This window comes from Rhodococcus sp. G6(2025) (assembly GCF_058628105.1).
This window is the reverse complement of the sequence record NZ_CP179751.1, coordinates 336,803-359,823: the sequence shown is the minus strand read 5'-3', so window position 1 is coordinate 359,823 and position 23,021 is coordinate 336,803. Positions and strand designations below refer to the sequence as shown.

Annotated in this window: 19 protein-coding genes and 2 pseudogenes; 9 read left to right on the top strand and 12 right to left on the bottom strand. The window is 64.4% G+C overall.

All coding sequences use genetic code 11. The annotated features are described in order from the left end of the window. The first annotated feature begins 12 nt into the window (after positions 1 to 12). Positions 13 to 1,119, top strand: a complete 1,107-nt coding sequence (locus ACLIVD_RS38720; RefSeq protein WP_206016737.1) for a 2-oxo acid dehydrogenase subunit E2 — start codon at positions 13 to 15, stop codon at positions 1,117 to 1,119. Between the two features lie 455 nt (positions 1,120 to 1,574). After that, positions 1,575 to 1,949: a hypothetical protein gene (locus ACLIVD_RS38715; RefSeq protein WP_206016993.1), complete on the top strand. Its 375-nt coding sequence runs from the start codon at positions 1,575 to 1,577 to the stop codon at positions 1,947 to 1,949. A 188-nt stretch (positions 1,950 to 2,137) separates the two neighbouring features. Here the strand turns inward: ACLIVD_RS38715 and ACLIVD_RS38710 are convergent. Further along, positions 2,138 to 2,326: pseudogene (locus ACLIVD_RS38710) on the bottom strand (transposase); the annotation flags it as partial. A gap of 12 nt (positions 2,327 to 2,338) precedes the next feature. Between ACLIVD_RS38710 and ACLIVD_RS38705 the strand changes: the two are divergent. Then, positions 2,339 to 2,896 carry an FAD-dependent oxidoreductase gene (locus ACLIVD_RS38705; protein WP_491933247.1) on the top strand — a complete coding sequence of 186 codons (558 nt, stop codon included), beginning with the start codon at positions 2,339 to 2,341 and terminating at the stop codon, positions 2,894 to 2,896. Between the two features lie 107 nt (positions 2,897 to 3,003). On the opposite strand, the gene ACLIVD_RS38700 is transcribed toward ACLIVD_RS38705, so the two are convergent. The 4 genes from ACLIVD_RS38700 to ACLIVD_RS38685 all read right to left on the bottom strand — a co-directional run bounded on the left by ACLIVD_RS38700 (position 3,004) and on the right by ACLIVD_RS38685 (position 6,756). Then, a complete protein-coding gene (locus tag ACLIVD_RS38700; RefSeq protein ID WP_491933246.1) occupies positions 3,004 to 3,147 on the bottom strand; it encodes a hypothetical protein in 144 nt (47 codons plus the stop codon). Positions 3,148 to 3,248: 101 nt separating this feature from the next. Next, a complete protein-coding gene (locus ACLIVD_RS38695; protein WP_206016734.1) occupies positions 3,249 to 3,875 on the bottom strand; it encodes a GIY-YIG nuclease family protein in 627 nt (208 codons plus the stop codon). Positions 3,876 to 4,464: 589 nt separating this feature from the next. After that, complete coding sequence (locus ACLIVD_RS38690; protein ID WP_095869595.1) at positions 4,465 to 5,817, bottom strand: MFS transporter; 1,353 nt, start codon at positions 5,815 to 5,817, stop codon at positions 4,465 to 4,467. A gap of 147 nt (positions 5,818 to 5,964) precedes the next feature. Then, positions 5,965 to 6,756 carry a FadR/GntR family transcriptional regulator gene (locus ACLIVD_RS38685; RefSeq protein ID WP_082764675.1) on the bottom strand — a complete coding sequence of 264 codons (792 nt, stop codon included), beginning with the start codon at positions 6,754 to 6,756 and terminating at the stop codon, positions 5,965 to 5,967. A 221-nt stretch (positions 6,757 to 6,977) separates the two neighbouring features. Here ACLIVD_RS38685 and ACLIVD_RS38680 point away from each other — a divergent pair, with 221 nt between their 5' ends. The 6 genes from ACLIVD_RS38680 (at position 6,978) to ACLIVD_RS38655 (ending at position 13,748) form a co-directional block, all read left to right on the top strand. Then, complete coding sequence (locus ACLIVD_RS38680) at positions 6,978 to 8,576, top strand: AMP-binding protein (RefSeq protein ID WP_491933245.1); 1,599 nt, start codon at positions 6,978 to 6,980, stop codon at positions 8,574 to 8,576. A 7-nt stretch (positions 8,577 to 8,583) separates the two neighbouring features. After that, positions 8,584 to 9,348, top strand: coding sequence for an enoyl-CoA hydratase-related protein (locus ACLIVD_RS38675; RefSeq protein ID WP_061043360.1), 765 nt, complete (start codon positions 8,584 to 8,586; stop codon positions 9,346 to 9,348). Then, positions 9,345 to 10,568, top strand: a complete 1,224-nt coding sequence (locus tag ACLIVD_RS38670; RefSeq protein ID WP_491933244.1) for an acyl-CoA dehydrogenase family protein — start codon at positions 9,345 to 9,347, stop codon at positions 10,566 to 10,568. The genes ACLIVD_RS38675 and ACLIVD_RS38670 overlap by 4 nt, the downstream gene beginning before the upstream one ends. An 8-nt stretch (positions 10,569 to 10,576) precedes the next feature. Next, positions 10,577 to 11,632, top strand: a complete 1,056-nt coding sequence (locus tag ACLIVD_RS38665; protein WP_164061874.1) for an acyl-CoA dehydrogenase family protein — start codon at positions 10,577 to 10,579, stop codon at positions 11,630 to 11,632. Between the two features lie 339 nt (positions 11,633 to 11,971). After that, positions 11,972 to 12,199, top strand: coding sequence for a hypothetical protein (locus ACLIVD_RS38660; RefSeq protein WP_491933242.1), 228 nt, complete (start codon positions 11,972 to 11,974; stop codon positions 12,197 to 12,199). A gap of 415 nt (positions 12,200 to 12,614) precedes the next feature. After that, positions 12,615 to 13,748: an IS701 family transposase gene (locus tag ACLIVD_RS38655; protein ID WP_491933241.1), complete on the top strand. Its 1,134-nt coding sequence runs from the start codon at positions 12,615 to 12,617 to the stop codon at positions 13,746 to 13,748. Positions 13,749 to 13,920: 172 nt separating this feature from the next. Here ACLIVD_RS38655 and ACLIVD_RS38650 read toward each other — a convergent pair. From ACLIVD_RS38650 to ACLIVD_RS38620, 7 genes and pseudogenes are all read right to left on the bottom strand, one after another. Continuing rightward, positions 13,921 to 14,830, bottom strand: a protein-coding gene (locus tag ACLIVD_RS38650; RefSeq protein WP_491933075.1) for an IS5 family transposase whose coding sequence is annotated in 2 segments (ribosomal slippage) — positions 13,921 to 14,454 and positions 14,456 to 14,830 — 909 coding nt in all. Because the reading frame shifts where the segments join, the coding sequence is not laid out codon by codon here. Between the two features lie 695 nt (positions 14,831 to 15,525). Next, positions 15,526 to 15,669: pseudogene (locus tag ACLIVD_RS38645) on the bottom strand (alkene reductase); the annotation flags it as partial. A gap of 352 nt (positions 15,670 to 16,021) precedes the next feature. Next, the gene (locus tag ACLIVD_RS38640; protein ID WP_164061873.1) at positions 16,022 to 17,059 is read right to left on the bottom strand and encodes an extracellular solute-binding protein; all 1,038 of its coding nucleotides are present in this window, start codon (positions 17,057 to 17,059) and stop codon (positions 16,022 to 16,024) included. Between the two features lie 972 nt (positions 17,060 to 18,031). Beyond that, on the bottom strand, positions 18,032 to 20,185 hold the full coding sequence (locus ACLIVD_RS38635) for an acetate--CoA ligase family protein (protein ID WP_491933239.1): 2,154 nt from the start codon (positions 20,183 to 20,185) through the stop codon (positions 18,032 to 18,034). Next, the gene (locus ACLIVD_RS38630; protein WP_491933238.1) at positions 20,170 to 20,958 is read right to left on the bottom strand and encodes an enoyl-CoA hydratase-related protein; all 789 of its coding nucleotides are present in this window, start codon (positions 20,956 to 20,958) and stop codon (positions 20,170 to 20,172) included. Before ACLIVD_RS38630 ends, ACLIVD_RS38635 begins: the two co-directional genes overlap by 16 nt. Then, positions 20,955 to 21,353: a Zn-ribbon domain-containing OB-fold protein gene (locus ACLIVD_RS38625; RefSeq protein WP_491933237.1), complete on the bottom strand. Its 399-nt coding sequence runs from the start codon at positions 21,351 to 21,353 to the stop codon at positions 20,955 to 20,957. Before ACLIVD_RS38625 ends, ACLIVD_RS38630 begins: the two co-directional genes overlap by 4 nt. Then, a complete protein-coding gene (locus tag ACLIVD_RS38620; RefSeq protein WP_491933236.1) occupies positions 21,343 to 22,458 on the bottom strand; it encodes a thiolase family protein in 1,116 nt (371 codons plus the stop codon). The genes ACLIVD_RS38625 and ACLIVD_RS38620 overlap by 11 nt, the downstream gene beginning before the upstream one ends. Between the last annotated feature and the right edge of the window lie 563 nt (positions 22,459 to 23,021).

Below are 23,021 nucleotides of genomic sequence, written 5' to 3'. Positions count from 1 at the left end.
GGAAGACCCAGAATGACCACGACACAGACAGGCACCACAGTGGTGCTGCCGTCGCTCGGTGAGAACGTCACCGAAGCCACGATCACCCGCTGGCTCAAAACCCCAGGCGACCACATCGAGCAGGATGAACCATTGCTCGAGGTGGCCACCGACAAAGTCGACACCGAGGTCCCCTCCCCTGCCGCAGGCACCCTCCTCGAGATCATCGCCACGGAAGACGCTGTCGTCGAGGTCGGCGCGGCACTTGCCGTCCTTAGCGCACAAGGCAGTGATACCCAGGACACGCCGGCACCCGCTGCCGAGGCAACTCCCGCGCCTGCACCGACAACCGCCACTTCTGCTCCGGCACGTGCACCTGTATCGAACCCGACTACCCCGGAGGCTGCTGCACTGTCAGCCGCGGGCGACCGGGTGGAAAAGCTGCCCCGGATTCGGCGAACCATCGCACAGCGGATGCTCGAATCTCTGCAGACATCAGCACAATTGACCACCGTCCTCGAGGTCGACGTCACCGAGATCTCCCGGCTGCGCAACCGGGAGAAGGAAGACTTCCACCGCCGGACCGGGGTGAAGCTGTCGTTCCTGCCGTTCTTCGTCGCCGCCGCGGTCGACGCGCTCGCCGAGCATCCGGTGATCAACTCCTCGCTCGACGCCGACTGCACCGAGGTGACCTACCACGGGGCAGTACACCTCGGGATGGCCGTCGACAGCGACAAGGGGCTGATGGTGCCCGTCATCCGCGACGCCGATACGTTGCCTATCCCGGAACTCGCCCGGGCTGTCGCCGACTCCGCCGCCAGTGTGCGGACCGGAACGATCCGCCCCGACGACCTCTCCGGTGGCACGTTCACAATCACCAACACCGGCAGCCGCGGGGCACTCTTCGACACCCCGATCATCAACCAACCCCAATCCGCCATCCTGGGAATCGGAGCCGTCGTCGAACGCCTCGTCCCCACCCTCGGTGACGGCGGCGCACTCCAGATCAACGTGAAGTCGATGGCGTACCTGTCACTGTCCTACGACCACCGCATCGTCGACGGCGCCGACGCCGCCCGCTACCTCGCCACCGTCCGGCAGCGGCTGGAAGACGGATTCGACCCCTCGGACCTACAGTGAACGGGCCAGCACACACCCCAGGCTCTGTGCCCGGACACGGCACCCGAGACGATCACCGACTCGTCGAATTCGCCCTACGGTGGGCCCCAACAGTTGCAGTAAACGACTACACCCTCCCCGACTTCGACGAGTACATCTTGCCGGAGTTCGGACTGCAGCCAACGATGTACTACCGCAGACTCCTCACACTCCTACTGACACCACCGTGCCCACGCTTGGACCCACCGGACCGGCAACGCATCATCACACTCTGCCAGCACAAGTTGGACGCCTCAAGACCAGCAATCCCCGATTAAGCAGAGCGAGCATCAATTCTCGCTGCCGACAACCCCAATGGGACACACCGCGGAAAACAAGAGTTGGCACGCGATCGACTAGGAGCCTCAGCGTGCATCTCTGCTCGGCACGATTCTCATCACCAAGCAGGCCGAGATGCGGGCGAAAAGGAAACGATCATGTCCGAACAACCGAAATCGACTAGCCGTTCGGAAAATCCCGAACGCAGCACTCCCACCGGAAACCACACACCCTTGTCCGCAGATTCCATCACCGACCAGCTGAAAGCCTACCGCCGCCAGCGCCGCGCACGAATATCCGACGAACTACGCCGAGCGCGATACTGTCAGCTACCAAGCGAAAGCATTGATCTCATACGTTTCGCACAGGCATGGGCGCCCTACGGAAAGATGCCCACGGAAGATATTTTCGTCCGATACGGCATGACAACGGCCCGATACTTCGAAGTTCTGGCCGACGTCATCTCGATGCCTGACTGCGACCCCCAGATTGCCACCACCCTCCGATCCATCTACTTCTCACAACGCCCATAACGGGCCGATGGGAGGACTGCCCCTAGCTCCGCTGTCAAGCAGCGACGATGGTTACTGACAGTGATTGGTCGGCGAACATGGCACGAAAGACGACGTCTGAGAGCCTGCGTTGAGAAAGCGGAGCGTCTCCAGTCCGCCGTCACTACTGGCATTGCGGCGGGCCAAGAGTAGGCGTGCATCATCTTGCAGCGGGCCTGAGTGAGCGCGATCCGGTGGATGGCTGCATTGCGCTGCCGGTTCCCGCTGCGCGAGAGACGATGTCGAGCACAGATCGACGACCACACCGGTAACGGCACGGTACCACTGTGTCGAGCGAACGCCTCCTTCGAGTGGAAGCGGTCCACGTCGGCGTTCTCACCGATGATCTTGGCCGCCGACCGTGATCGAGCATGGGCAGCGTCCCATGGCGCGTGTCCTATCCGAGGAGTGTCCCAACACTTCGCATACGCGCACGCATCCGCCGGGATCCGCCTCGTCTTCGGCGAGGCGATCGAGGGCGACAACTCCCGCGTCTGTGCCGCAATCGGCCGGAGCGGCGAACGCTACCCTTCCGACATAGTCGTGATCGGAATCGGGGTCGATCCGAACACCGAACTCGCCACAGCGGCCGACTTTCAAACCTCAACGGGATTGCGGTCGATCCCTACCTACGCACCAGCGACGCGCACAGTTGGGCCATAGGCGACTGCGCCCACTTCTCCTGCACCCACGCCGGTGCCCCGACACGGCTCGAATCAGTCCACAACGCAGTCGACCACGCCCGAGCACTGGCCCGCACACTGAGCGGCACACCCACCGAATATCACCAGGTCCCCTGGTTCTGGATTCAACAGGGGACCATAAACTCCAGATCGTCGGCATCCCCGGCAAACAAGATGGCTCCGCTGTCCATGGCAACCCCCCGAACGGAAAGTTCTCCGTTCTCCGCTTCCGCGATGGCGCATTAACGTGCGTCTAATCGCTCAACAGCCCCGCCGTGCACATAGAGTCCCGCAAGATCGTCGCGTTACCCGCGCGACCCACCCGCGAAGACATCGCGATCGAGAACTTCGACCTACGCCGCCTCGAGCTGATCATCGAAGCCCGACAGGAAACGCCCCTCGATACGGCGCTGAATCACCAGCTTGAACGGCGCAAGCCGGCGTACGCTCCTGAATCGCAGTTTCTCAGTGAGGAACACCGTCGCGTACAAGTCCATCACCACGAATCTCGGCCACACTGTCCATATCTATGGTCTACCAGAACCTTTGACGAGAACCTTGGGTCGCAACACTTGGATGAAACCCGATCGAACCTCGATTACCGCCCGCCCACGCCGGGGTTCGGAAGGACTGGCAGATCATCTGCCCGGCGCTTCGCAGCGGCACGCGCAGCCTTCAACTGGAGATAGAAGGAGTTACGCGAGTTGCCGTCCAGGTTGAGCGGAACGTCCAAGCTCGCAATCAACCGATCCTCAAGGTCCCACGGTTCCTCATGCGCGATCCACGAGACGAGGGCGTTCTCGGCCATCCACTTCGACAGCAGCGTCTCCCCGATGTGGAAGGTATACCGCTTACCGGATCCGACACGGCGCAATTCGATCCCGACCTCGTCCGCGACCAGGCAACCGAGCGTGAGGCGGAGTGTCGACCCGGCAGCGTTACCGGTGTGGTGGGTCTTGATTCGCTTCCGGATGTTCTGCGTACTAGGAGCCTTGCCGTTGGTCGGCGGCTTGCTCGGACTGATGCCGGTGTAGAGCAGCGTGAGCCCGTCCCGCGTCGCGCACCCCGAGGTGTCGATCGCGGCCGGCAATTTGCGGAACCACCAGCCGTAGACACCAGCAGTCGCTGGAACGGGGCACGGCCTGGCGAGTACCTGCTCGCGGGTGTGCGGTGAGGCAGCGAGGTAGAGCGCAGATTCATCCTGCGGGTCAACGATCGGACTCATGCGGAGGATGTTGTCATAGGGCGGCGACAGCGATCTACGGAACCGTCCACACCCCGGCACCCGGCAGCAACGTGAAGCTCGGAGTCCCGGGAATCCCGACTGAGGCGACGAGCACTCCCGGACCTGTCCGTACATACCCCCGATTCAGCATGCTTCGAGGTGCCACCTGCGTTATGCCCGTCTCCCCCGTCGAAAGGTTTCGCCACTGGATACTGCAGAAGCAATAGTTGGCGTCATCGCTTACAAATCGCGTCATCCCCGGTTTTTCAAGGTCGGCCTGCGCGATGACCCATCCACCGACGGCCGACGACAACATGTAGGGCGGAGCAGCCGTAACACCATATGTCGGAAGAAAGAACTGCACGTCGGTTGGCGCAGCGTGCGCAGTTGACGTCACGGACAACGCGATACCGAAGGACGCGAGGACTGCGCTGGAAGCGGCGGCAATGCCGCGCACGACACGCGATGTACGCACTGCCAGGGCCATGGTTGCCCCCTTCACGTCACCCCGCCACGGTAGAGACGGACGATCCCTGTAGTAAGTGTCGCAAAGACGCAGCGATCGGAAATGTCATTCGGGTGGACGACATCAGCGACGTGCGACGGACGCAGCGGCTTCCGTGTGGGAGGCGGACTCGCGGCGGACGCCGCCGTAGGTTGCAGTTCGGATGCTGAGTAGCGTCAGCAACCCGATGAGGCACGATCCTGCGAGAAAGTATGCCGGCGACAAGGCGCTGCCGGTCCGGTCGATCAGCCAGGTGGCGATGTACGCAGCCGTTCCGCCGGTCGCGATCGTCGCCAGATTGAAGCCCAGAGCGACGCCGGTGAGCCTGACCCGAGAATTGAACAGCGACGGGAACAGTGGTGCCGTGGCGACCTGGATGAGCGGGGTGCCGAGCGCAAAGACGAAGAAGGCCACGCCCGCGACGACCAGCCCGTGACCGCCCATCAGGGACATGGCCGGGTAAGCAAGGATGCCGGATCCGATCAGTCCGGCTGCCGCGACCGGGACGCTGCCGAATCTGTCGACGAGAAGACCGGCGACCGGCATCAACAGCGCGATCAGCACGATGATGAGCGCGGTCGTCCAGGTGACCGCGGTCCGATCGAATCCACCTTGGCGGACCAGGTGGATGCCGATGTAGGTGAGCACCATGTAGCCGGTGGCGTTCTGTGCCACGCCGAGCCCGAACACCTGCAGAACCTGCTTGGGGTGTGTGCGGATGAGTTCGGCGAACGGTGACTTCGCCAGGTCGTCCGTGGCCGCGGCATTCTCGAACTGTGCGGTGTCCTCGATGCGGGTCCGGGTCCACAGGCAGAAGAGCAGGAGGGGGACGCCCAGCAGGAACGGGATCCGCCAGCCCCAGCTCGTCATCTGCGGTTCAGTGGTGAGCGCTGACACGGTCCCGACCGCAATCGCGGCGAGCGCGAAACCACCGTTGCTGCCGAGTGCGACGAACGAGGCGCCGAGGCCCTTACGTTTTTCCCCGACGGTCTCATAGACGTAGGTCAATGCTCCGCCGAGTTCTCCGCCTGCGGAGAAGCCCTGCACCAGACGCGCGAGGACCAGCAGGATCGGCGCGGCGATGCCCGCGGACGCGTACGTCGGCAGGCATGCCATGAGGAGGCTGCCGACCCCCATCAGCAGCACGGAGACCAGCAGAGCGCGCTTGCGTCCGTGCCGGTCCCCGAGGCGGCCGAAGAAGATGCCGCCGATGGGGCGCATGAGGTAGGCCGACGCGAAGACGGCGAGGCTGGCGAGCAGTGCGGCTGTGGGATCGTTGCCGGGGAAGAACAGTGGGCTGACGACCACGGCTAGGTAGGCGTAGACGGTGAGGTCGTAGTACTCGACGATGGTGCCGACGGCGGCGGCGAGAACGCCGCGGCGCCTAGTTTGCTCGAGGGTAGGGGTGCGCGAGGTGGAATTCGTGTGGGTCGCCACGAACGTCTCATTTCTGTGCGGAGAGTGTGGACCGAAGGTGCGCTCACCGTAGGTGGGGGTGAGTCATATCCTGCGAGCGCTTTTCACACCATAACCGCGCAGCCGCTAAATCTGTACATATTTTTCGAAAACTGCGGGATGCACCCGCTAAAGCTGCCAGTGCACGGGCTCGGAGATGATGTGTGCAAGGCGCTTACGGTAGTACTTCGCGGTGTCGTGGACGAAGGCCTCCATCGCCTCTCCTGCGGCGGAGGCATTTCGGGAGCGCATGGCATTGAGCACCAGCTGCTGCGCTTCGACGGCGGCGGTCCGGGTGATCTCAGGGTGCCGTGTGGGTTCCGCATCGCGTACCAGCAGTAGCAGCGTTTCCATGAGGATGCGCAGCACCGGGTTGCCGGACGCGGTGTAGATGGTGGTGTGGAACAGCGCGTTCTTCTCGATGAAGTTGTCGTAGTCGTCGGGCTGTGTCCGCATGCTGTCGAGCGCTGCCTGCAATTCGTCCAGTTGGCCGTCTGTAATTCGAGGTGTGGCCTGTTGCGCGACCACCGGTTCCAGGGTGAGCCGGGTGTCGATGACGTCGCTGAGATTGGCACCCTCGAGCTGCAGGAACAGTTTCATGGTGTTGCCCAGTGATTCGAATTGCGGCCGGCACGCGACCGGGCCGCCGCCGACACCGGCCCGAATGGTGACCAGGCCCCGGCTCTCGAGTAGGCGGAGGGCTTCGCGCACAGTCGTGCGCGCCACGCCGTACTCGGCGACCATTTCCTTCTCGGTCGACAGTCGGTCACCGGCCTCGATGCCGCCCCCGAGGATCTTGTCCGCTATCTGGTTCGCGATGCGCTCGGACATTTTCGGGGCCCTGCCCGTTGCGCGATGGGCATCGTCCTTCGTCATTGCGTCCCCGGTGTACTCGTCGACAGTTCGGTGCATAGCCGCCATGCGTACAAACCCTACCCAGGCCGGAGCGCGAATCGACAAACTCTGTACATATTTAGGGAAAGTGGCTAGCGTGACACCAGTCAACCCGTGGCACCCACTCAACATCCGAACGCAATAATCTCCCGGAGGTAAAGATGTGGCCGACGCGCCCACCGACGCCCGACCTTGTCCGTACCTACCGAGAGTCAGGGCACTGGCGTGATCAGCCGATCGGGCACTACTTGACACGCGCTGCGTCGCTGTTCCCCGATGCAGTGGCCGTGATCGACGGCGACACACGCCTGACCTTCGCCGACGTCGACCGCGACGCGACCACCCTGGCTGCGGCGCTGCATTCGAACGGGATCGGCACCGACGACGTGGTTTCCTTCCAGCTCCCCAATCGGGCCGAAGCGGTCATCATCTACCAGGCGATCATGAAGCTCGGCGCCGTCGCCAACCCCATAATCCCGATCTACCGAGGGCGCGAGCTGCGGTTCATCCTCGGGCAGGCGCAGGCGTCGGCCGTCTTCATTCCCGCGACCTACCGAGGATTCGACTACGCCGCCATGTATGACCAGCTACTCGACGACTTGCCGCACGTGAAGAAGGTCGTCGTCCTCGGCGACCGTGACGAGCGCAGCACCGACGAGCGGATGACCACATTTAAGGAGCTGCTAGGCGGCGCCCCGGCTGAAGCCGCAAAGGTGGTTGCCGCACTGCAAGAGCCGGATCCGGATCAGGTCTGCCTGCTGCTGTACACCTCTGGGACGACCGCGGATCCGAAGGGCGCGCTGCACAGCCACAACACACTCGTATTCGAGAACCTCTCGATGATCGAGTTGTTCGGCCTCAACGAGAACGACGTCATCTTCAACCCCTCACCGGTCACGCACGTGACCGGGGTGAACTGCGCCTTGACACTGCCGTTCCTAGTCGGGGCGCCGGTCGTGCTGCACGATCAGTGGGATCCAGCCGCCGCGCTCGACAAGATTGCCCGCGACGACGCCAGCTTCATGATCTTCTCCACACCGTTCCTGCAAGGGCTGCTCGACGCCGCGGTCTCGGCGGGTCGCCCCACTCCGTCGATCAGGTACATCGTCTGCGGCGGCGCTGACATGCCGGACGAACTGACCCGCCGAGCCACCGATCGGCTCGGCACCGTCGTCCGAATGTACGGCGCCACCGAAGGACCGTCCGTCACAGCAGGCAATCGCTGGGACACACCGCAATTACGCACCCGAACCGACGGGCGAGTCCTCGCGCCCACCGAGGTGATCATCGTCGACCCCGCCGATCGCCCCGTCGCGCCCGGCTCCATCGGCGAAGTCCTATGGCGCGGCCCCGACACCTTCCTCGGGTACCTCGACTCCTCACTCAACGCCGCGGCGTTCACCAAGGACGGCTTCTTCCGATCCGGTGACCTCGCACGGTTCGACGACACCGGCGCAATCCACATCGAGGGTCGAATCAAGGACATCATCAACCGCTCCGGCGAGAAGATCAGCACTCACGAAGTGGAAAACCTGCTCAGTGAGCACCCCTCCGTCAGCGAGGTCGCCGTCGTCGCCGGGCCGGACGCGACGACCGGTGAACGGGGCTGCGCCTTCGTCGTCACACACCACGCACAGGACCTCACCCTCGAAGACGTCCACGAGTTCCTGACCGGACGCGAGGTCGCCAAGCAGAAAATCCCCGAGAGCGTCTTCGTGGTGGACGTTCTACCCAAGACCGCGAGCGGCAAGATCCAGAAGTTCGCGCTCCGCGACTGGACCCGCAACCGCACCAACCTCCCGCCACAGATGGTCGGCGTCAGCCTTCATGCGACGCATGAGAAGTGAGGACCACATGACCGAGCACATTCTCATCTCCCAACCCGAACCAGGGATCGCCCTTGTCGAACTCGCCCGCGGCAAGGTCAACGCAATCGACCACCGAATGTACGGCGAACTCGCCGAGACCTTCGACCGGCTATCGGACGATCCCACAGTCAACGTCGCCGTGCTCACAGGACGCGGCCACGTGTTCTGCGCGGGCAACGACCTCAACGACTTCCGCACCATGGACACGACGAGCGGTGAACTGCAGATGCGCAACGTCCGCCGCGCGATGTTCAACCTCATCGACTGCTCGATCCCCGTCATTGCCGCCGTCAACGGGCCGGCACTAGGCAGCGGACTTGGCCTGACCGCATCGTGCGACCTCGTGGTGGCGTCGGAAAAGGCGACGTTCGGGCTGCCGGAAATGAACGTCGGGGTACTGGGCGGCGGCCGCTTCACCGCCCGCATGCTGCCGCAGCAAGCAATGCGCCGGCTGTTCTTCACCGCAGAAGCCGTCGACGCACACACCCTCGAGCGGTGGGGCGCGCCGATCGAGGTAGTCCCCCACGACACGCTCATGAACACCGCACTCACCCGCGCACGGTCCATCGCCTCGAAGAGCCGCTACGCACTGACCCTGGCGAAGCAATCGTTGAACGGCTGCGAGGGTATGGACCTCAAGCGCGGCTACGAACTCGAACAGACCTTCACCGTCCGGCTGTCCGAGCATCCGGACTCCAAGACTGCGGTCGAGGCCCGAATGGCCGCACTGACGAACGGCAAGAACCCATGAGTACCGCAACACCGGAAGACCTGGACGCGTTCGGCGAGCGCGCCACCGCGTGGCTGTCCCAGCGACTGGACCGACATCTGCCGGCCACCGACACCGACCTGCCAGGAAACGACGCGGAGCAGTCTTACGCCATCTTCCACAACCGCACAGAGGCCGAAGAGCGCGAACTACTCGTCCGCGGCAAGGCCTGGCAATCCGCACGCGTCGATGCCGGATTCGGCGCGATCACCTGGGGCCCCGAATGGGGCGGACCGGGCCTGACCGCCTCCCACGAACGGATCTACGTCGAGCTCGAACGTCAGTTCCGCGCCCCGGAGCGGCACGAAACCATCCTCGTGACTGTGGAGCTGATCGCACCGACCATCCATCTGCTCGGCACCGAGGAACAAAAACAGCGATTCGTGCAACCGTTCCTGCGTGCCGACGAACTGTGCTGCCAACTGTTCTCCGAACCCGGCGCCGGCTCCGACCTGGCCGCGCTCACGACCCGCTCAGTTCGCACCGACACAAGCTGGAAGATCACCGGTCAGAAGGTGTGGAGTTCGGGCGCACAATTCGCCGAATGGGGACTACTCATCGCACGGAGCGACCCCGCCGCACCCAAGCACCGCGGAATGACGGCATTCCTGGTGCCGATGGACACCCCAGGAGTCGAAACCCGCCCCATCCGCCAGATGTCCGGCGGTTCCACCTTCAACGAGGTATTCCTCACCGACGTCGAACTGCCTGACTCGCTGCGTCTCGGCGAGGTCGGCGACGGTTGGAACGTCGCATTGACCACCCTCGGATTCGAACGCAGCTCCAGCGGCGGAATCGTCTCCGCCGGCGGCAGCGCAGCCGACCTGATCAGGCTCGCCAGGCAACTTGGCATCACCGACGACCCCCACGTGCGTCAGACAGTCGCCCAAGTCATCGTCTACGAACGCGCCACCGCAATGTTCAACGCCCGGCACGCCGAGCGCGAACTCGCCGGCCATGTCCCCGGAGTCGAAGGCTCGATCGCCAAGCTCGTGTGGACGCAAAATCTCAAACGCATCGGTGACGCCGCGGCCCGATTCCTCGGACCCCGCATCCTCGCCGACACGGGCACCCCGAACACCTATGCCTGGACCGAGCATCTCCTAGGCGCCCCGGGCTACCGCATCGCCGGCGGGTCCGACGAGATCCAGCGAAACATCATCGGCGAACGCGGCCTCGGGCTGCCCAGAGAACCACGCTAGGAGCAAACATGGCCCTCGAATTGACCCAGGAACAAGAACAACTTCGCGACAGCGTCCGCGCTTACCTCACGAAGAACGCTGATACGAAACACACACCTTGGGAAGGGCTCATCGGCCTCGGCTTGACCGAGATCCCCTTCCCCGAGCGCTTCAGTGGAGCCGGTTGCACCCTCAAAGACACCTCGGTCGTGATGCACGAACTCGGCCGCACCATCTCCGACGCCCCCTACTTCTCGTCCGTGTGCCTTGCCGGCCTCACCCTCTCGGAATGCGCCTCGGACGCGGGCCGCGCCGCACATCTGCCCGCCATCGCAACAGGCAAACGCACCGCCACGCTGGTCGCCGGGTACCCCTACTCGGACACCCCGATTACCGCCACTGCAACCGGTGACAGCCGGCTGATTCTCCGGGGCACGCAAGAATTCGTGGTAAACGGCGACAACGCAGATCTCCTCGTCGTTGTCGCACGCGGAGAGAAAGGCCTCGAGCTGGCCGTCATCGACGGCGCGGCCCCCGGCGTCGTGCGTACCCCGCTAGAGTCCCTGGACACCACCCGCCCACTGACCCGGATCGAGTTCTTCGACGCCCACGCACAGGCGGTCGGCGACGCGAACCTAGATGCGACGCTGCCACGCGCCCAGGCGTCAGCCCTCGTCGCATTGGCGTCCGAACAGGTCGGCGCCGCCGAGACGTGCCTGGAAATGTCGGTCGAGTACGCCAAGACCCGGGAGCAGTTCGGCCGACCGATAGGCTCGTTCCAATCGATCAAGCACCGCCTCACCGACATGCTGGTGGCACTCGAACTGGCGCACGCCGCAGTGCTGGACGCTGCGAACTCCGACGAAAAGCCAACAAATGAACTCGCCACTGCAGCGAGCATCGCGCATGTGCTGGCGTCCGACGCCTTCACCTACGCCGCCGAAGAATCCATCCAAATCCACGGCGGCATCGGATTCACCTGGGAACACCCTCTACACAAGTACTTTCGGCGAGCTAAGAGCGACACACTGCTATTCGGCAGCACCGAAACGCACCACGAGGTCATTGCCGCTTCGGTGATATAGGTATTCGGGGAGTCGGTTCCTTCCAACCGGAATACCCTCCCGGAATGATTGCAGCCGATCACCACCAATGTCGGTAACGGACGCGCCCGCACACGCGAGATCGGATGGAGCGGACCACTGTCCACCCTCAGGCTGGCGATCCGGCAAGAACGTCCTCTGCACCCACGCGTGCACTGCAACCTTGAGTTCGGATTGATCTGGCGGCAGAGCTGGTCCAACAATCCCCGATCGGTTAACCGGCTCTCGGGCGACACGATTCTGTCCGCGGCGTGAGGTCCGGGGCCGACGGCTGGATGGGGCGCATGCTGACGGTGGCGGTCGATAGGAGAGGGGCAGACGATGGCCGTTCGGGTGCACGCGGCGGACGACGGCTTTGTGGTCGACGGCGAGTGGGAGGGTTACGCGGCGGCGAACGCGTCCCTCAAACATCTGGCCGGGCGGGCGTTCAGCGTGGCGACGGTGCGGGCGTATGCGTTCGATGTGCTGAACCTGGCGCGGTTCCTGATCGCCCGCGATCTCGGATTGGCGGCCGTGACGCCGATGACCGTGTTCGAGTGGATCGACTGACAGGGTGTGCACCGTGATCCCCGACCCGGCGCAACGCCGAGGAACGGCCGGCAGCGCACGGCGGCGTCGACGATCAACCGGCGGGTCGCGGCGGTGCGGGCGTGGCCGCAGCTGGCACCGGTGCCGCGGGATTCGCGCCGTCAGCAGCAACCACCGACGACCACGGCGCAATAGTCGCGGCTGTTGCGGGTGTTCCACCTGCCATCCCAGCTCAGCGTCGAGATCACGCGGACCGTGAACTCTTACCGGACAAGTCGGCGACGGCCAGCTCGAAGGGCTCCGCGGCCTCCGCATCCTCGACGTCGACGACGGACGATTTCGACCGGTTCTTTCGGGGCCTTCAGCTCGTCGGCCGAGTCCTCGGCCAGCTAGTACTGCAACGGCACTTGCTTGACAGGTAGACGATACTGGTTGTGTGGTCCTTGATTTGGTTGTTTCCGAGTTGGAAGCGTTGCATGAGCGGATCTCCGGTCGGTTCGCCCGGTCGGAACCGCGGTCCCGGGTCCGTGAATATGTGACGGGTTTGGTTGCGGGTCTGGAACGCAAGAACGGGTGGACCCTCGCCGAGCGGGCCGGCGAGGTGAGCCCGGACGGGATGCAACGTCTGCTGCGGCGGGCCGACTGGGACATCGACGGGGTGCGCGACGATGTGCGTGACTACGTGGTCGAACGGCTCGGTGACCGCGCCGGGGTGTTGATCGTCGATGACACCGGATTCCTCAAGAAGGGCACCCGCTCGGCCGGGGTGCAACGCCAATACTCGGGCACCGCCGGGCGGGTGGAAAACTGCCAGATCGGGGTCTTCCTCGCCTATGCGAGCGCGGCCGGGCACGCCTTGATCGACCGGGAGCTCTACCTCCCCGAGTCGTGGACCGCCGACCGGGACCGGTGCCGCGCCGCCGGGATCGGCGACGAGGTGGAGTTCGCGACCAAACCGAGACTGGCGCAACGCATGATCGAACGCGCCCTCGACGCGCAGGTCCCGTTCTCCTGGGCCACCGCCGACGAGGCCTACGGGCAGGTGAAGTACCTGCGGGTCTGGCTCGAGGAACGCGATGTTTCGTATGTGTTGGCCACCCGTTGCAACGACGATGTGTTCACCCGGCACGGCCGCTCCGGCCGCGCCGACGAGATGATCGCCGCGGTCCCGGCGAAGCAGTGGCGCCGGATCTCCGTCGGCGACGGCGCGCACGGCAGGCGCGAGTACTCCTGGGTGCGGATCCCGATCCGGATCGCCTGGGCACCCGGGCGTGGGCACTGGCTGCTCGCCCGCCGGTCCCTGTCGGATCCGACCGAGATCGCGTACTACATCTGCGCCGGACCCCGCCGCACCACGCTCACCGAACTCGCCACCATCGCCGGCTCGCGGTGGCGGGTCGAGGAATGCTTTCAGCAGGCCAAGAACGAGGCCGGCCTCGACCACTACCAGGTGCGCACCTACCGGGCCTGGTACGCCCACATCACCTTGTCGATGCTCGCCCTCGCCTGGCTCGCCGGGACGAAAACCGAAGCGGTAAAGGGGGAATCGGGACCGATGATCAGGGCATGATCGGCTACACGGTACCCGAGATCCGCCGCCTACTCGTGTATCTGATCCTGCGACACGCCCGCCCCGACGAGCACGTCTGGTCCTGGTCGCACTGGCGGAGACGCCGACAACACCAGGCCCGCACCTGTCATTACCGAACCCGCGGCCACCTGCCATAAGTGCCGTTGCAGTACTAGGACATGTCTCCTAATAGTTTGAGCCACTCGACGATGCCGGCGAGCAGGAATCCGGCGCGGTAGGTGAGGGCGAGTTTGTCGTAGCGGGTGGCCACCGCACGCCACTGTTTCGCCTTGTTGAAGGCCCGTTCGACCACGTTGCGCCCCTTGTAGGACTCCGGGTCGAAGTTCGGTGGCCGCCCACCCGAGCGGCCCTTGTTCACCCGGTTCGCTGCCTGATCGGTCTTCTCGGGGATTACCGCCTTGATGCCTCTGCTGCGCAGCAGTTCCCGGTTGGCCCGTGATGAGTACGCCTTGTCGGCCCGGACCTCGTCGGGGCGCGTGCGGTGCGCTCCGCCGGCGAGCCGCGGGACGCAGATTCCCTCCAGTACGTGGGCGAACATCGGACTGTCACCGGCTTGGCCGGGGCCGACCAGCACCGACAGTGGGCGCCCGTGACCGTCGCACGCCAGGTGCGCCTTGCTGGTCAACCCGCCCCTCGACCGGCCGATGCCGTGATCGGCAGGCTCGTCACCGAGGTTCGTGTAATTCGGTAGATCCCCCTGTGTGGCGGGCGGCGTTCGCACCGTGCTGATGGACACGGACCACTGTGGAATCGACCGATACCGCCCAGTCCAGGTTCCCGCCGGCGTCGGCCATCGCGACCAGAGCCGTCAGCACCCGATCCCAGGTTCCGTCTCCGGCGTAGCGGCGATGTCGCTTCCACACCGTCTTCCACGGCCCGAAATGCGACGGGAGATCTCGCCAGGGCAACCCGGTCCGCAGTCGATACAGCATCCCCTCGACCACCACACGATTGTTCCGGAACTTCCGCCCCCGGAGCCCGTCGGAACTGGGCAACAGCAGCTCGAGCAACTCCCACTGCTTGTCCGTCAACACCTCAAACCGATCAACAACGTCTGCCACACCGAAGAGTCTGCAGCACAACACCACAAATCATTGGGAGACACACCCTAGTCGAGATCGGTCTTTCCGGGTGCGTAGTAGTCGGTGACCGTGTCCTCGGTGCGCACCCGCACACATGCCCGGGCGGGCCGTGTCGAAGACCCTGTGATCGCGATCTCGGTCAGCTCCCCGGCCTCGAAGTCCTCGAGCGGGGTACGGCCGCCGAGGATTCTCGGTCGCGGTCAGCCACCAACTCGCCGCACCGTACGGATCATCCGCAACTTCGAGTCGCCGGTTCGCATACCGGACCAAATCGTGAATCTCGTGCCGGCTCCGATCGATTGGAACACCAGGTATCGGTAGTCCGGTCACCAGCCGATCGGCAACCCGACCAACTCCCACGCCCTGCACCGTTATTGCGCGACGCTGCGGATCGGCTCACTCATCGGGGCCAAGATCGGCGCAGCCTCCAGCGAGTCGACCACCTCGACGGCGGCGGCGAGAACCGACCGGCGCACACTCGCCCGCGGCGTGGCGTCTTCAGCCTCGGTGACGGTCGCAAATCAGCGACTGCGCAAGCTGCAACCGCCCTGCCTGCGACAACGCGACCGATGAAGACCGGGTGAGCGACGTGACAACATCTCCGACATCGTCACCTGCGCCCAGCGCGGTCAAGCTCTGAGTCGCAGAGCACCGCAAGTGTGTTCAGTGCCGCGTCACGTACGAACCGGGTGTGCCTGTTCCAGGGTCGGGTAGTCCGTATACCCGCGGTGGTCGCCGCCGTAGACCCCGATGGGTTCCGGGGCATTGAGTGGAGCGCCTCGGCGGACACGCTCCACAAAGTCCGGGTTGGCGAGGAAGCCGCGGCGGCGCCCCTGATGAAGGGGAGCCGCCCACGAGCACGAGTATCTGGTTATCAAGCTGCATGGTTGCGCGGGGCGAAATATGGCCTCGGCGCCGGACATCCCCCGTCTGACGCAAGCCCACCGCGCTGAGCCCAATTAGTGAGCCGTGCCGTTGCGTGGGCGCCTCAACTCGTGCTGGGCGCCACGACCGAGAGGTGGAATCTTCTCTTCCGGTCCAACCTTGATCTGCCGTGGATCCATACCGGCAGACAATCGTCACACCCCGGCTGCCAGGTTCGACGCAACGCTGACGCCCCACCTGTAGATCAAGGCGAGCAATCTCGTATCAGATCGCGCAAGAAGGCGCCTACTGGATGAATCGCTTTTCCCAGTCCGACTGGTATTGCGTGAGCGCTTCGGGCGTGAGATCAGAGGCGTTGGGCAGCGCGATGTCCTGGGCGCGGGCGACACTTCCTTCGATATTGGGAAGCGCGCTCGCGTAGCCGAGCGACAACGCCTTCTGGCCCGCGGGTGTCACCATAAAATTGGCCAGCACCTGTGCCGCATTCGGGTGCGGCGCCGCGGAGAGGACGTGTGTGAACCATGGAGTTCCCCACTGAGGGGTCGGCAATGCCCAGTCCACCGGTGCGCCCGATTCCCTTTCCCGCACCAGGGGTTGCACCATAGGGGTTGCGACGATCTCCCCTGATGTCAAGGCCTGAGCGACCCCCAACGCACTCGGGTAGATGCGTGGTTTCAGCTCCGCGAGGTTCTGAAGATAATCGGCGCCGAAGTTCTTTTCGTAGAATCGATAGAGATCGACGTATGAGGCGATACCGGAAGGGTTTACGATTCCGATCTTGCCCTTCAACGCGGGATCAAGCATATCTGCGGGCTTCTGCAGACCGCCCGGAAGCGCTGTCGTATTCCATCCGAGAGAGAACACCGCCGCACTCGTCAAGAAGAACTTGTCGGAGATGACGCTCGTCTGCGGTTCGTATTCCGGCGCATCGAATGCCGGGCCGACAAGGTCGGTCGAGTAGGTGCCCGATTCGGCGGCAGTCTCGATCCACGCGGCGTCGGTTAGCATGTGCACATCAGCGGTTCCGCGCTTCGTCTGATTCTCGACCTCGACCTTCGGGTTGATGTCGGCATCAGTTCCCCGGACATATTCGAGGGAGATCTCGGGATACTCCTGCTCGAAGGCAACTTTGAGAGCGTCGAGATTGGCGGGCTTCTGGCTCGAGTACAGCAGCACACTACCTTCACCCTTGGCAGCTGCGACGACATCTTCCCAGCCGCCGGACACGGGACCGGTGGAATCGGAGCCACCGGATCCGCAAGCGGCGGAGGCGAAAGCGGCGACCACCGCGACGGCCATCAGCTTTATCGGCACGCTTCTCATGGCATGAAAGCCCTTTCGTATCGGTTCGACGAATGCGAACCTGCGTATTCGGGACGGAGCGGGGAGCCACACACAGAAGGCATGCCCACTCCGCGAGTGACCTGACCAGTGCAGCAATATGATCGGGACGTGTATACGTACGTTTGACCAAGGACACTTGTTGTCCGCCGGAGTCGCAAGAGCGGTCGGCTGCCATCGTGTGAACGATCGACACTATGCTTCTTGCGACCTGAACTGAAATCAGTTTGAACCTAGTTAGGTCTTGGCGTGATGTCAATCACCTGATCGCTTGAAGTGACCCCAGTTCACTCACGACGCTATGCCGCTCGACACGCAGCGCAGTGGCTGTTGGGCTCACTTCTTGTCGGGACACCGCACGCCTCTGACACCGTCGCTGCCGGCATCTCATTACCCGGTGACGGGGACGACTGACGGTGCCGCGCAGCCGATGACGCCACCGTGCTCGTCGTCGGCTGCACCGTGGAGTCATCCCGTTCGACCAATCACAACTGCATGTCGCGGCCTGTCGGTCCCAGAGCCCTACTAGTGTCTTGCCGGTCGTCCGGGCGGCCAGCTCGTCGTTCATGCGGGTCGGCGCGTTTTCGGACCGTCGTAGGCTATCTCGCGATGGATCGTCGTGCCCTCGCGCAACCAGGCCGCGAGCCCCTGCCGCCTCGCCTTTAAGAGGTCGAAGTTCGCGCTGCCGCGAAATCCCCGGAGAGTGAGGTTCTTCGCCGCGCGGAGGAAGATGTTGCGCGGGCCGGCCGGCTCCGACTCGCAGTCAGACACCGACCCGCACAGGGGAACACGGCCGAAGGGGCCGCATCGCGGCGAGCGCCGCCTCGAGATGGTCGCCGCCGAACATTGTCGAAGTGGACCTCGACTCCTTCCGGCGCCTGCCTTCGGAGGGCGGCGATAGGCGCCTCTCCCCGCTGGAGGACCCACGGGCGCGCTGCCGCTCCGTCTCCCGCTTCACTGACTTCCGCTCGGTCGCGAGCATTGCCGTTGGGACACCCAGACGATCGATGCGTCGAGGGCTTCGACGGTCGAGCCCTCCACGCGGAACGGGTTGATCTCGATGGATTCGAGCGAGTCGCCGAGCCGCTCGGCCAGGCTCGCGACTTTGAGGATCGCAGCCACCAACGCATCGAGGTCGACGGGCTTGGAGCCGCGGACACCGTCGAGCAGAGCCTTCCCACGCAACTCGGACAACATCTGCCGCACATCGGTCTCGCTCACGGGTAGGGTCCGCAGCGCACTATCGTCGATGATGTGCACGAGGACACCCCCGAGGCCGACCGCGAGAGTGAGCCCCCACTGCTGGTCACGCACGACCCCGACGATCATCTCCACGCCTCCAGATCGCATCGATGCGATCAGGGCACCTTCGGACTGTGCGCCCGGCACTGCCAGCACCGCCGCCTGCACCTGGCGGTACGCCCGCCGGACCGCCTCGGGCGAATCCACGCCGAGGAGGACTCCACCGACGTCGCTTTTGTGGACGATATCGGGCGACACGAGCTTGACCACGAGGGGCAAACCGAGCCGACCCGCCGCCTCGACGGCGGCCTCCTCTCCCCTGACATGGGCGTACGGAACCACTGGAACACCGTGCTCGACCAACAGCGACAGCGACTCAACCTCGCTCCACACCCCACCGGACCCGGCGACGTCGGACAGATCGGGTGCGCTCCCAATAGGCAGGTGGTCCCTGCGAAGCCACTGCGACCACCAGATCGCATGGCCAGCCGCCTCGACGACGTGGTCAAGACCGGTCATGGCGAGCGGGATGCCAAGCTCCTCGAGATTGCGCACCGTCCCGGGGTCTATCGTCGCGATCGTCTGGTCGAGCAGGATCACCGGCGTGGCGGAATCGGCGAGTGCCGGCGCATCGATCCGCAGCCGCTCCTTGATCGCCTCGCCACGTTCGTCCGTGGGATGAACGTGGATCGCAGCGACGATCGCCACCGACGGATCATCGGCCAGCGCGAAAATCGAGTCGCGAAACAGCGCTGGCTTCGCCGACGCCGCACCCGTCGAGTCGAGCGGGTTGCGCGGGGTGCAGAACTCCGGCAACAACTCGGCGAGCCGCGCCCTCGTCGCATCCGCGAGGACGGGAAGCCTGACACCCAATGCATCGGCCCGGTCTGCAACAAGGTCGCAGGCGCCGCCGGACATTGACACGACGCCCAGGTCACCCGTGGCCAGCGGACCGGTACGCGACAGCAGCCCAGCCGTCATCACCAGCTGCTCCAAAGACCGGACCCGGATGACCCCAAACTGCCGAAGCACCGCATCGACGAGACGGTCGTCACCAACGAGTGCACCGGTGTGACTCTGGGCGATCTCGGCAGCGAGCTCGCTCGAGCCGACCTTGAGCGCCACGATCGGTTTGCCGAGCTCGGCCGCCCGACGCGCCAGACCCCGGAAGGTTCGGGCATCGCGGATCGACTCGATGAACATCGCCACGGAGCGGACCCGCTCGTCCTCGATGAGGATGGTCGCCATCGTGGTCGTGTCGACCATCGACTCGTTGCCGGTTGAGATGACGTGGCTGACGCCGATGTTCTGCTGCGCTGCGAAGGCCGAGATAGTGTGCGCGGTCGCGCCACTCTGCGACACGACCGCCATTCCGCCCGTGGTGAGCTCGGCCATCCGGCCGGACCAAGCGGGCACCTTGTCGACGAGGTTGATGAACCCCAGGCAGTTCGGTCCCACGCAGGTTACCCCGAGCTCCAGAGCGAGCTCGGTGATCTGCTGCTGCACGGCACGTCCGTTGGCGCCGATCTCGTCGAAGCCGGCGGCTAGCACCACAGCGAAGCGGATCCCCGCCGCAGCGATGTCGCGCAACGCGTTCGGGACAGCCTCGGCGGCCACCAGCAGCAAGGCCAGGTCGACCTGCTCGCCGATCTCGGCGCACGACTGGTGCGCCGGCTGTCCGTGGACGGTGCCACCCTTGCGGTTGACGAGATACACCTGACCCTCGAACCCCAGCCGGGCGAAGTTGGAGAACGACCCTGCGGACCAGGCGGAGCGCTCCGACGCCCCGACGATGACGACGTTGCGGGGCGCGAGCAGCGCGCTCAGGGAGTGGGTCCCGGTCATGTCGATCAGCGTCCCGTCCATTCAGGTTCTCTCTTTTCCGCGAAGGCCTTTGGCCCCTCGACGAAGTCGTGCGAGGCCAGCAACCGGTCGCGGCGGCCGTTGTCCTTGCGGAAGGCTTCGTCGATGCTCAGGAACTGGGCGTCGAAGACCGCCTCCTTGGTGAGCTGCACGGACAACGGCGAGCACCTGATGATCCGGTTGGCCCACGCCTGCGCCGTTGTCATCAGCTCGTCGTGGGGAACGATCTCGTTGATCAGCCCGATCCGATGGGCCTCGGGCGCATCGATCAGGTCGCCGGTCAGGAGCATCCCCATGGCTAGCTTGAAGGGGATCTGACGTGCGAGTCGGTGAGCGCCTCCGGCACCGGCGAAGAGGCCGACCTTCGGCTCGGGAAGTCCCATGCGGGCGTGCTCCGAGGCCACGACAATGTCGCAGGCCAGGATGAGCTCGAGACCGCCGCCGGCGGCGACGCCGTTGACCGCCGCGATGATGGGCTTCGGGCAGTCGAAGTCACGGGTAATGCGCCCGAACGGGGGGCGGGCCTCGCCCTGAACGTCGCCACCCTGCGCCGTACGCTCGGCCGTGACCTTGAGATCGTTCCCCGCGCAGAAGGCGCGATCACCTGCACCGGTCAGGATCGCGACCCACAGGTCAGGATCGTCGCGGAAATCTTCCCATGCCTCCGTGAGCTCGAGGTGTGCCTCGAGATGCAGGGCGTTCATCGACTCCGGCCGGTTGAGGGTCACGACCGCGACACGGTCGCACTTCTCGTAGGTAATGAATTGGTAGCTCATGAGGTTCTCCGGAATCTGGGTACGGTGAACGGCTTCTCGGTGCGGTCGAAGACGGCAACCAGCTCCGACCCAATCGGTGTGCTCGCGGCGTTCTCGCCGACGAGCGAGGCGTTGAACCGGACACCCTCCTGCGTTTCGACCGTTGCGAGGACGTACGGACTCGAGAACCCCGGGTGGGCCTGGTGTACGACGGTCAGGCTGTACAACGTCGCCCGACCGCTCGCTGCACGCCACACAACGGCCGGCGCGAAGCAATAGGGGCAGCGGTACTTCACCGGCCACATGTACCCATCGCACAACTCACAGAACTGCAGCATGAGCTCGCCACGGACCGCGCCCTCGAAGAACGGGGCGCTGGCGTCGTCGTAGGTGAGCGCTGGGGCGTCAGTCGGCATGCTTGCTCCAGATCATTGTCGAGTGGAAGTTGAGGACGCCACCGTTGCCACTGGCCAAGACGATGTCGTTCTTGGCCACCTGGCGTTCTCCGGCCTGTCCCCGTGCCTGCATGATGGCCTCCGACAGGGGGGTGAAACCCCACATGTAATAGCCCGACAGCTGCCCGCCACCGGTGTTGGTGGGCAGCGAGCCACCGGGACCGAGCTTGCCGTCCGCGACGAACGCACCGCCCTCACCTTTTTCGCAAAAACCGTAGTCCTCCAGCGTCACAAGAACCGTGTACGTGTAGCAGTCGTAAAGCTCGAGAATGTCGACGTCGTCGCGCGTGATCCCCGCAAGCGCGAAGGCCTGCTCGCCGGCCTGCCGCGCGCCCGTGACGATCCCCGGGTCGCGTCCGGATATCTGGTTGTCCCCGGGCGCGGCTTGCGTTGCAGCCTTCAGGTGGACTGGTGGCTGCCGCAGATCCTTCGCACGTTCGGCGGTCGTCATCACGACGGCAACGGCACCGTTGGAGACCAAGCAGCAATCGAACAGGTGGAACGGGTCGGCCACCATGCGTGAGGCCTGGTGGTCCTCGAGCGTCATCGGCTTCTGCATCTGCGCGTGCGGGTTCATTCGTGCCCACTCGCGCTGGGCGACGGCGATCGCGCCGAGCTGCTCGCTCGTGGTACCGAAGAGCTCCATATGCCGACGCGCCGCCAGCGCATAGGGGACATTGCCACCGAACTCGCCATACGCCGCCTTGAGGACGTTCATCCCGTCCCAGACCCCGCGAGCTGCGTACGCGGCACCCGCACCGACAGCCGGCTTTAGTGGGGTGTCGCCGAATACCAGGACCACATGGTTGACCAAGCCCGCTTCCAAAGCAAGGCTGGCGTACTGGACCATCGAGCCGACTGTCGAGCCGAATGCCCTCATCGAGTTCATCATCGACAGATCCTCGAACCCCAGCGAGAACTGCAGACGCGGATCCATATCGAGGTTTCCGTTGCCATTGAGCAGCAGCCCGTCGATATCGGTCCTCTGCAGTCCCGCATCGTCGAGGGCTAGACCGATCGCCTCGGCGGCGAAGTCCGCGGTAGTCCGCCCATAGATCTTTCCCATGGCAGTTACGCCTAAGCCCACTACTGCGGTATTCCCCGACCATCTCCGATGCGAAGTCACGCGGCTGAACGTAACTCAGCTAACCCGAGCTGTCAAACTGAATTCGGTTTAGTAACGCGTGTGGGTTGCAGCGCCGAGAACTGGAAGCACTGCGACTGGATCACGTCCTCACGCCGATGCCACCACGACGACACCTGCCGCGCGAATCGCGTCCGCACAGCGACAGAACTGTCACCACGGCATGCGCTCGATACGATCGTGGCGACGCAGCATTCTGCATTGCCATGGCGATCCTTCAGCCGAAACCCAACGGGCAAATGCGGAACCGGGCTGCTCCCAACGGAACCCGCGCAGATGATCGCCATACGCGGTGACACCAACAACTGCATGACAGCCAGGACGCATGAGAACTACGGTGCGCCAAGCACACGGAAGCATCGGAAACTGTTGCATATCCACATGCGAGTCAATTGCACCTGTGGAACGTTCGATACCAAGCCGGTTGTCGTCCACCTCGATCAACCTCACCACTCGCCAACAGAAGATGCATTTCTCACACGGCA

Bases quoted from the DNA above. Each gene is read 5' to 3' on its own strand.
- ACLIVD_RS38720 (WP_206016737.1), top strand. From the start codon at position 13: ATGACCACGACACAGACAGGCACCACAGTGGTGCTGCCGTCGCTCGGT.
- ACLIVD_RS38715 (WP_206016993.1), top strand. From the start codon at position 1,575: ATGTCCGAACAACCGAAATCGACTAGCCGTTCGGAAAATCCCGAACGC.
- ACLIVD_RS38705 (WP_491933247.1), top strand. From the start codon at position 2,339: ATGGGCAGCGTCCCATGGCGCGTGTCCTATCCGAGGAGTGTCCCAACA.
- ACLIVD_RS38700 (WP_491933246.1), bottom strand. From the start codon at position 3,147: ATGGACTTGTACGCGACGGTGTTCCTCACTGAGAAACTGCGATTCAGG.
- ACLIVD_RS38695 (WP_206016734.1), bottom strand. From the start codon at position 3,875: ATGAGTCCGATCGTTGACCCGCAGGATGAATCTGCGCTCTACCTCGCT.
- ACLIVD_RS38685 (WP_082764675.1), bottom strand. From the start codon at position 6,756: ATGGCGGCTATGCACCGAACTGTCGACGAGTACACCGGGGACGCAATG.
- ACLIVD_RS38675 (WP_061043360.1), top strand. From the start codon at position 8,584: ATGACCGAGCACATTCTCATCTCCCAACCCGAACCAGGGATCGCCCTT.
- ACLIVD_RS38670 (WP_491933244.1), top strand. From the start codon at position 9,345: ATGAGTACCGCAACACCGGAAGACCTGGACGCGTTCGGCGAGCGCGCC.
- ACLIVD_RS38665 (WP_164061874.1), top strand. From the start codon at position 10,577: ATGGCCCTCGAATTGACCCAGGAACAAGAACAACTTCGCGACAGCGTC.
- ACLIVD_RS38660 (WP_491933242.1), top strand. From the start codon at position 11,972: ATGGCCGTTCGGGTGCACGCGGCGGACGACGGCTTTGTGGTCGACGGC.
- ACLIVD_RS38640 (WP_164061873.1), bottom strand. From the start codon at position 17,059: ATGAGAAGCGTGCCGATAAAGCTGATGGCCGTCGCGGTGGTCGCCGCT.
- ACLIVD_RS38635 (WP_491933239.1), bottom strand. From the start codon at position 20,185: ATGGACGGGACGCTGATCGACATGACCGGGACCCACTCCCTGAGCGCG.
- ACLIVD_RS38630 (WP_491933238.1), bottom strand. From the start codon at position 20,958: ATGAGCTACCAATTCATTACCTACGAGAAGTGCGACCGTGTCGCGGTC.
- ACLIVD_RS38625 (WP_491933237.1), bottom strand. From the start codon at position 21,353: ATGCCGACTGACGCCCCAGCGCTCACCTACGACGACGCCAGCGCCCCG.
- ACLIVD_RS38620 (WP_491933236.1), bottom strand. From the start codon at position 22,458: ATGGGAAAGATCTATGGGCGGACTACCGCGGACTTCGCCGCCGAGGCG.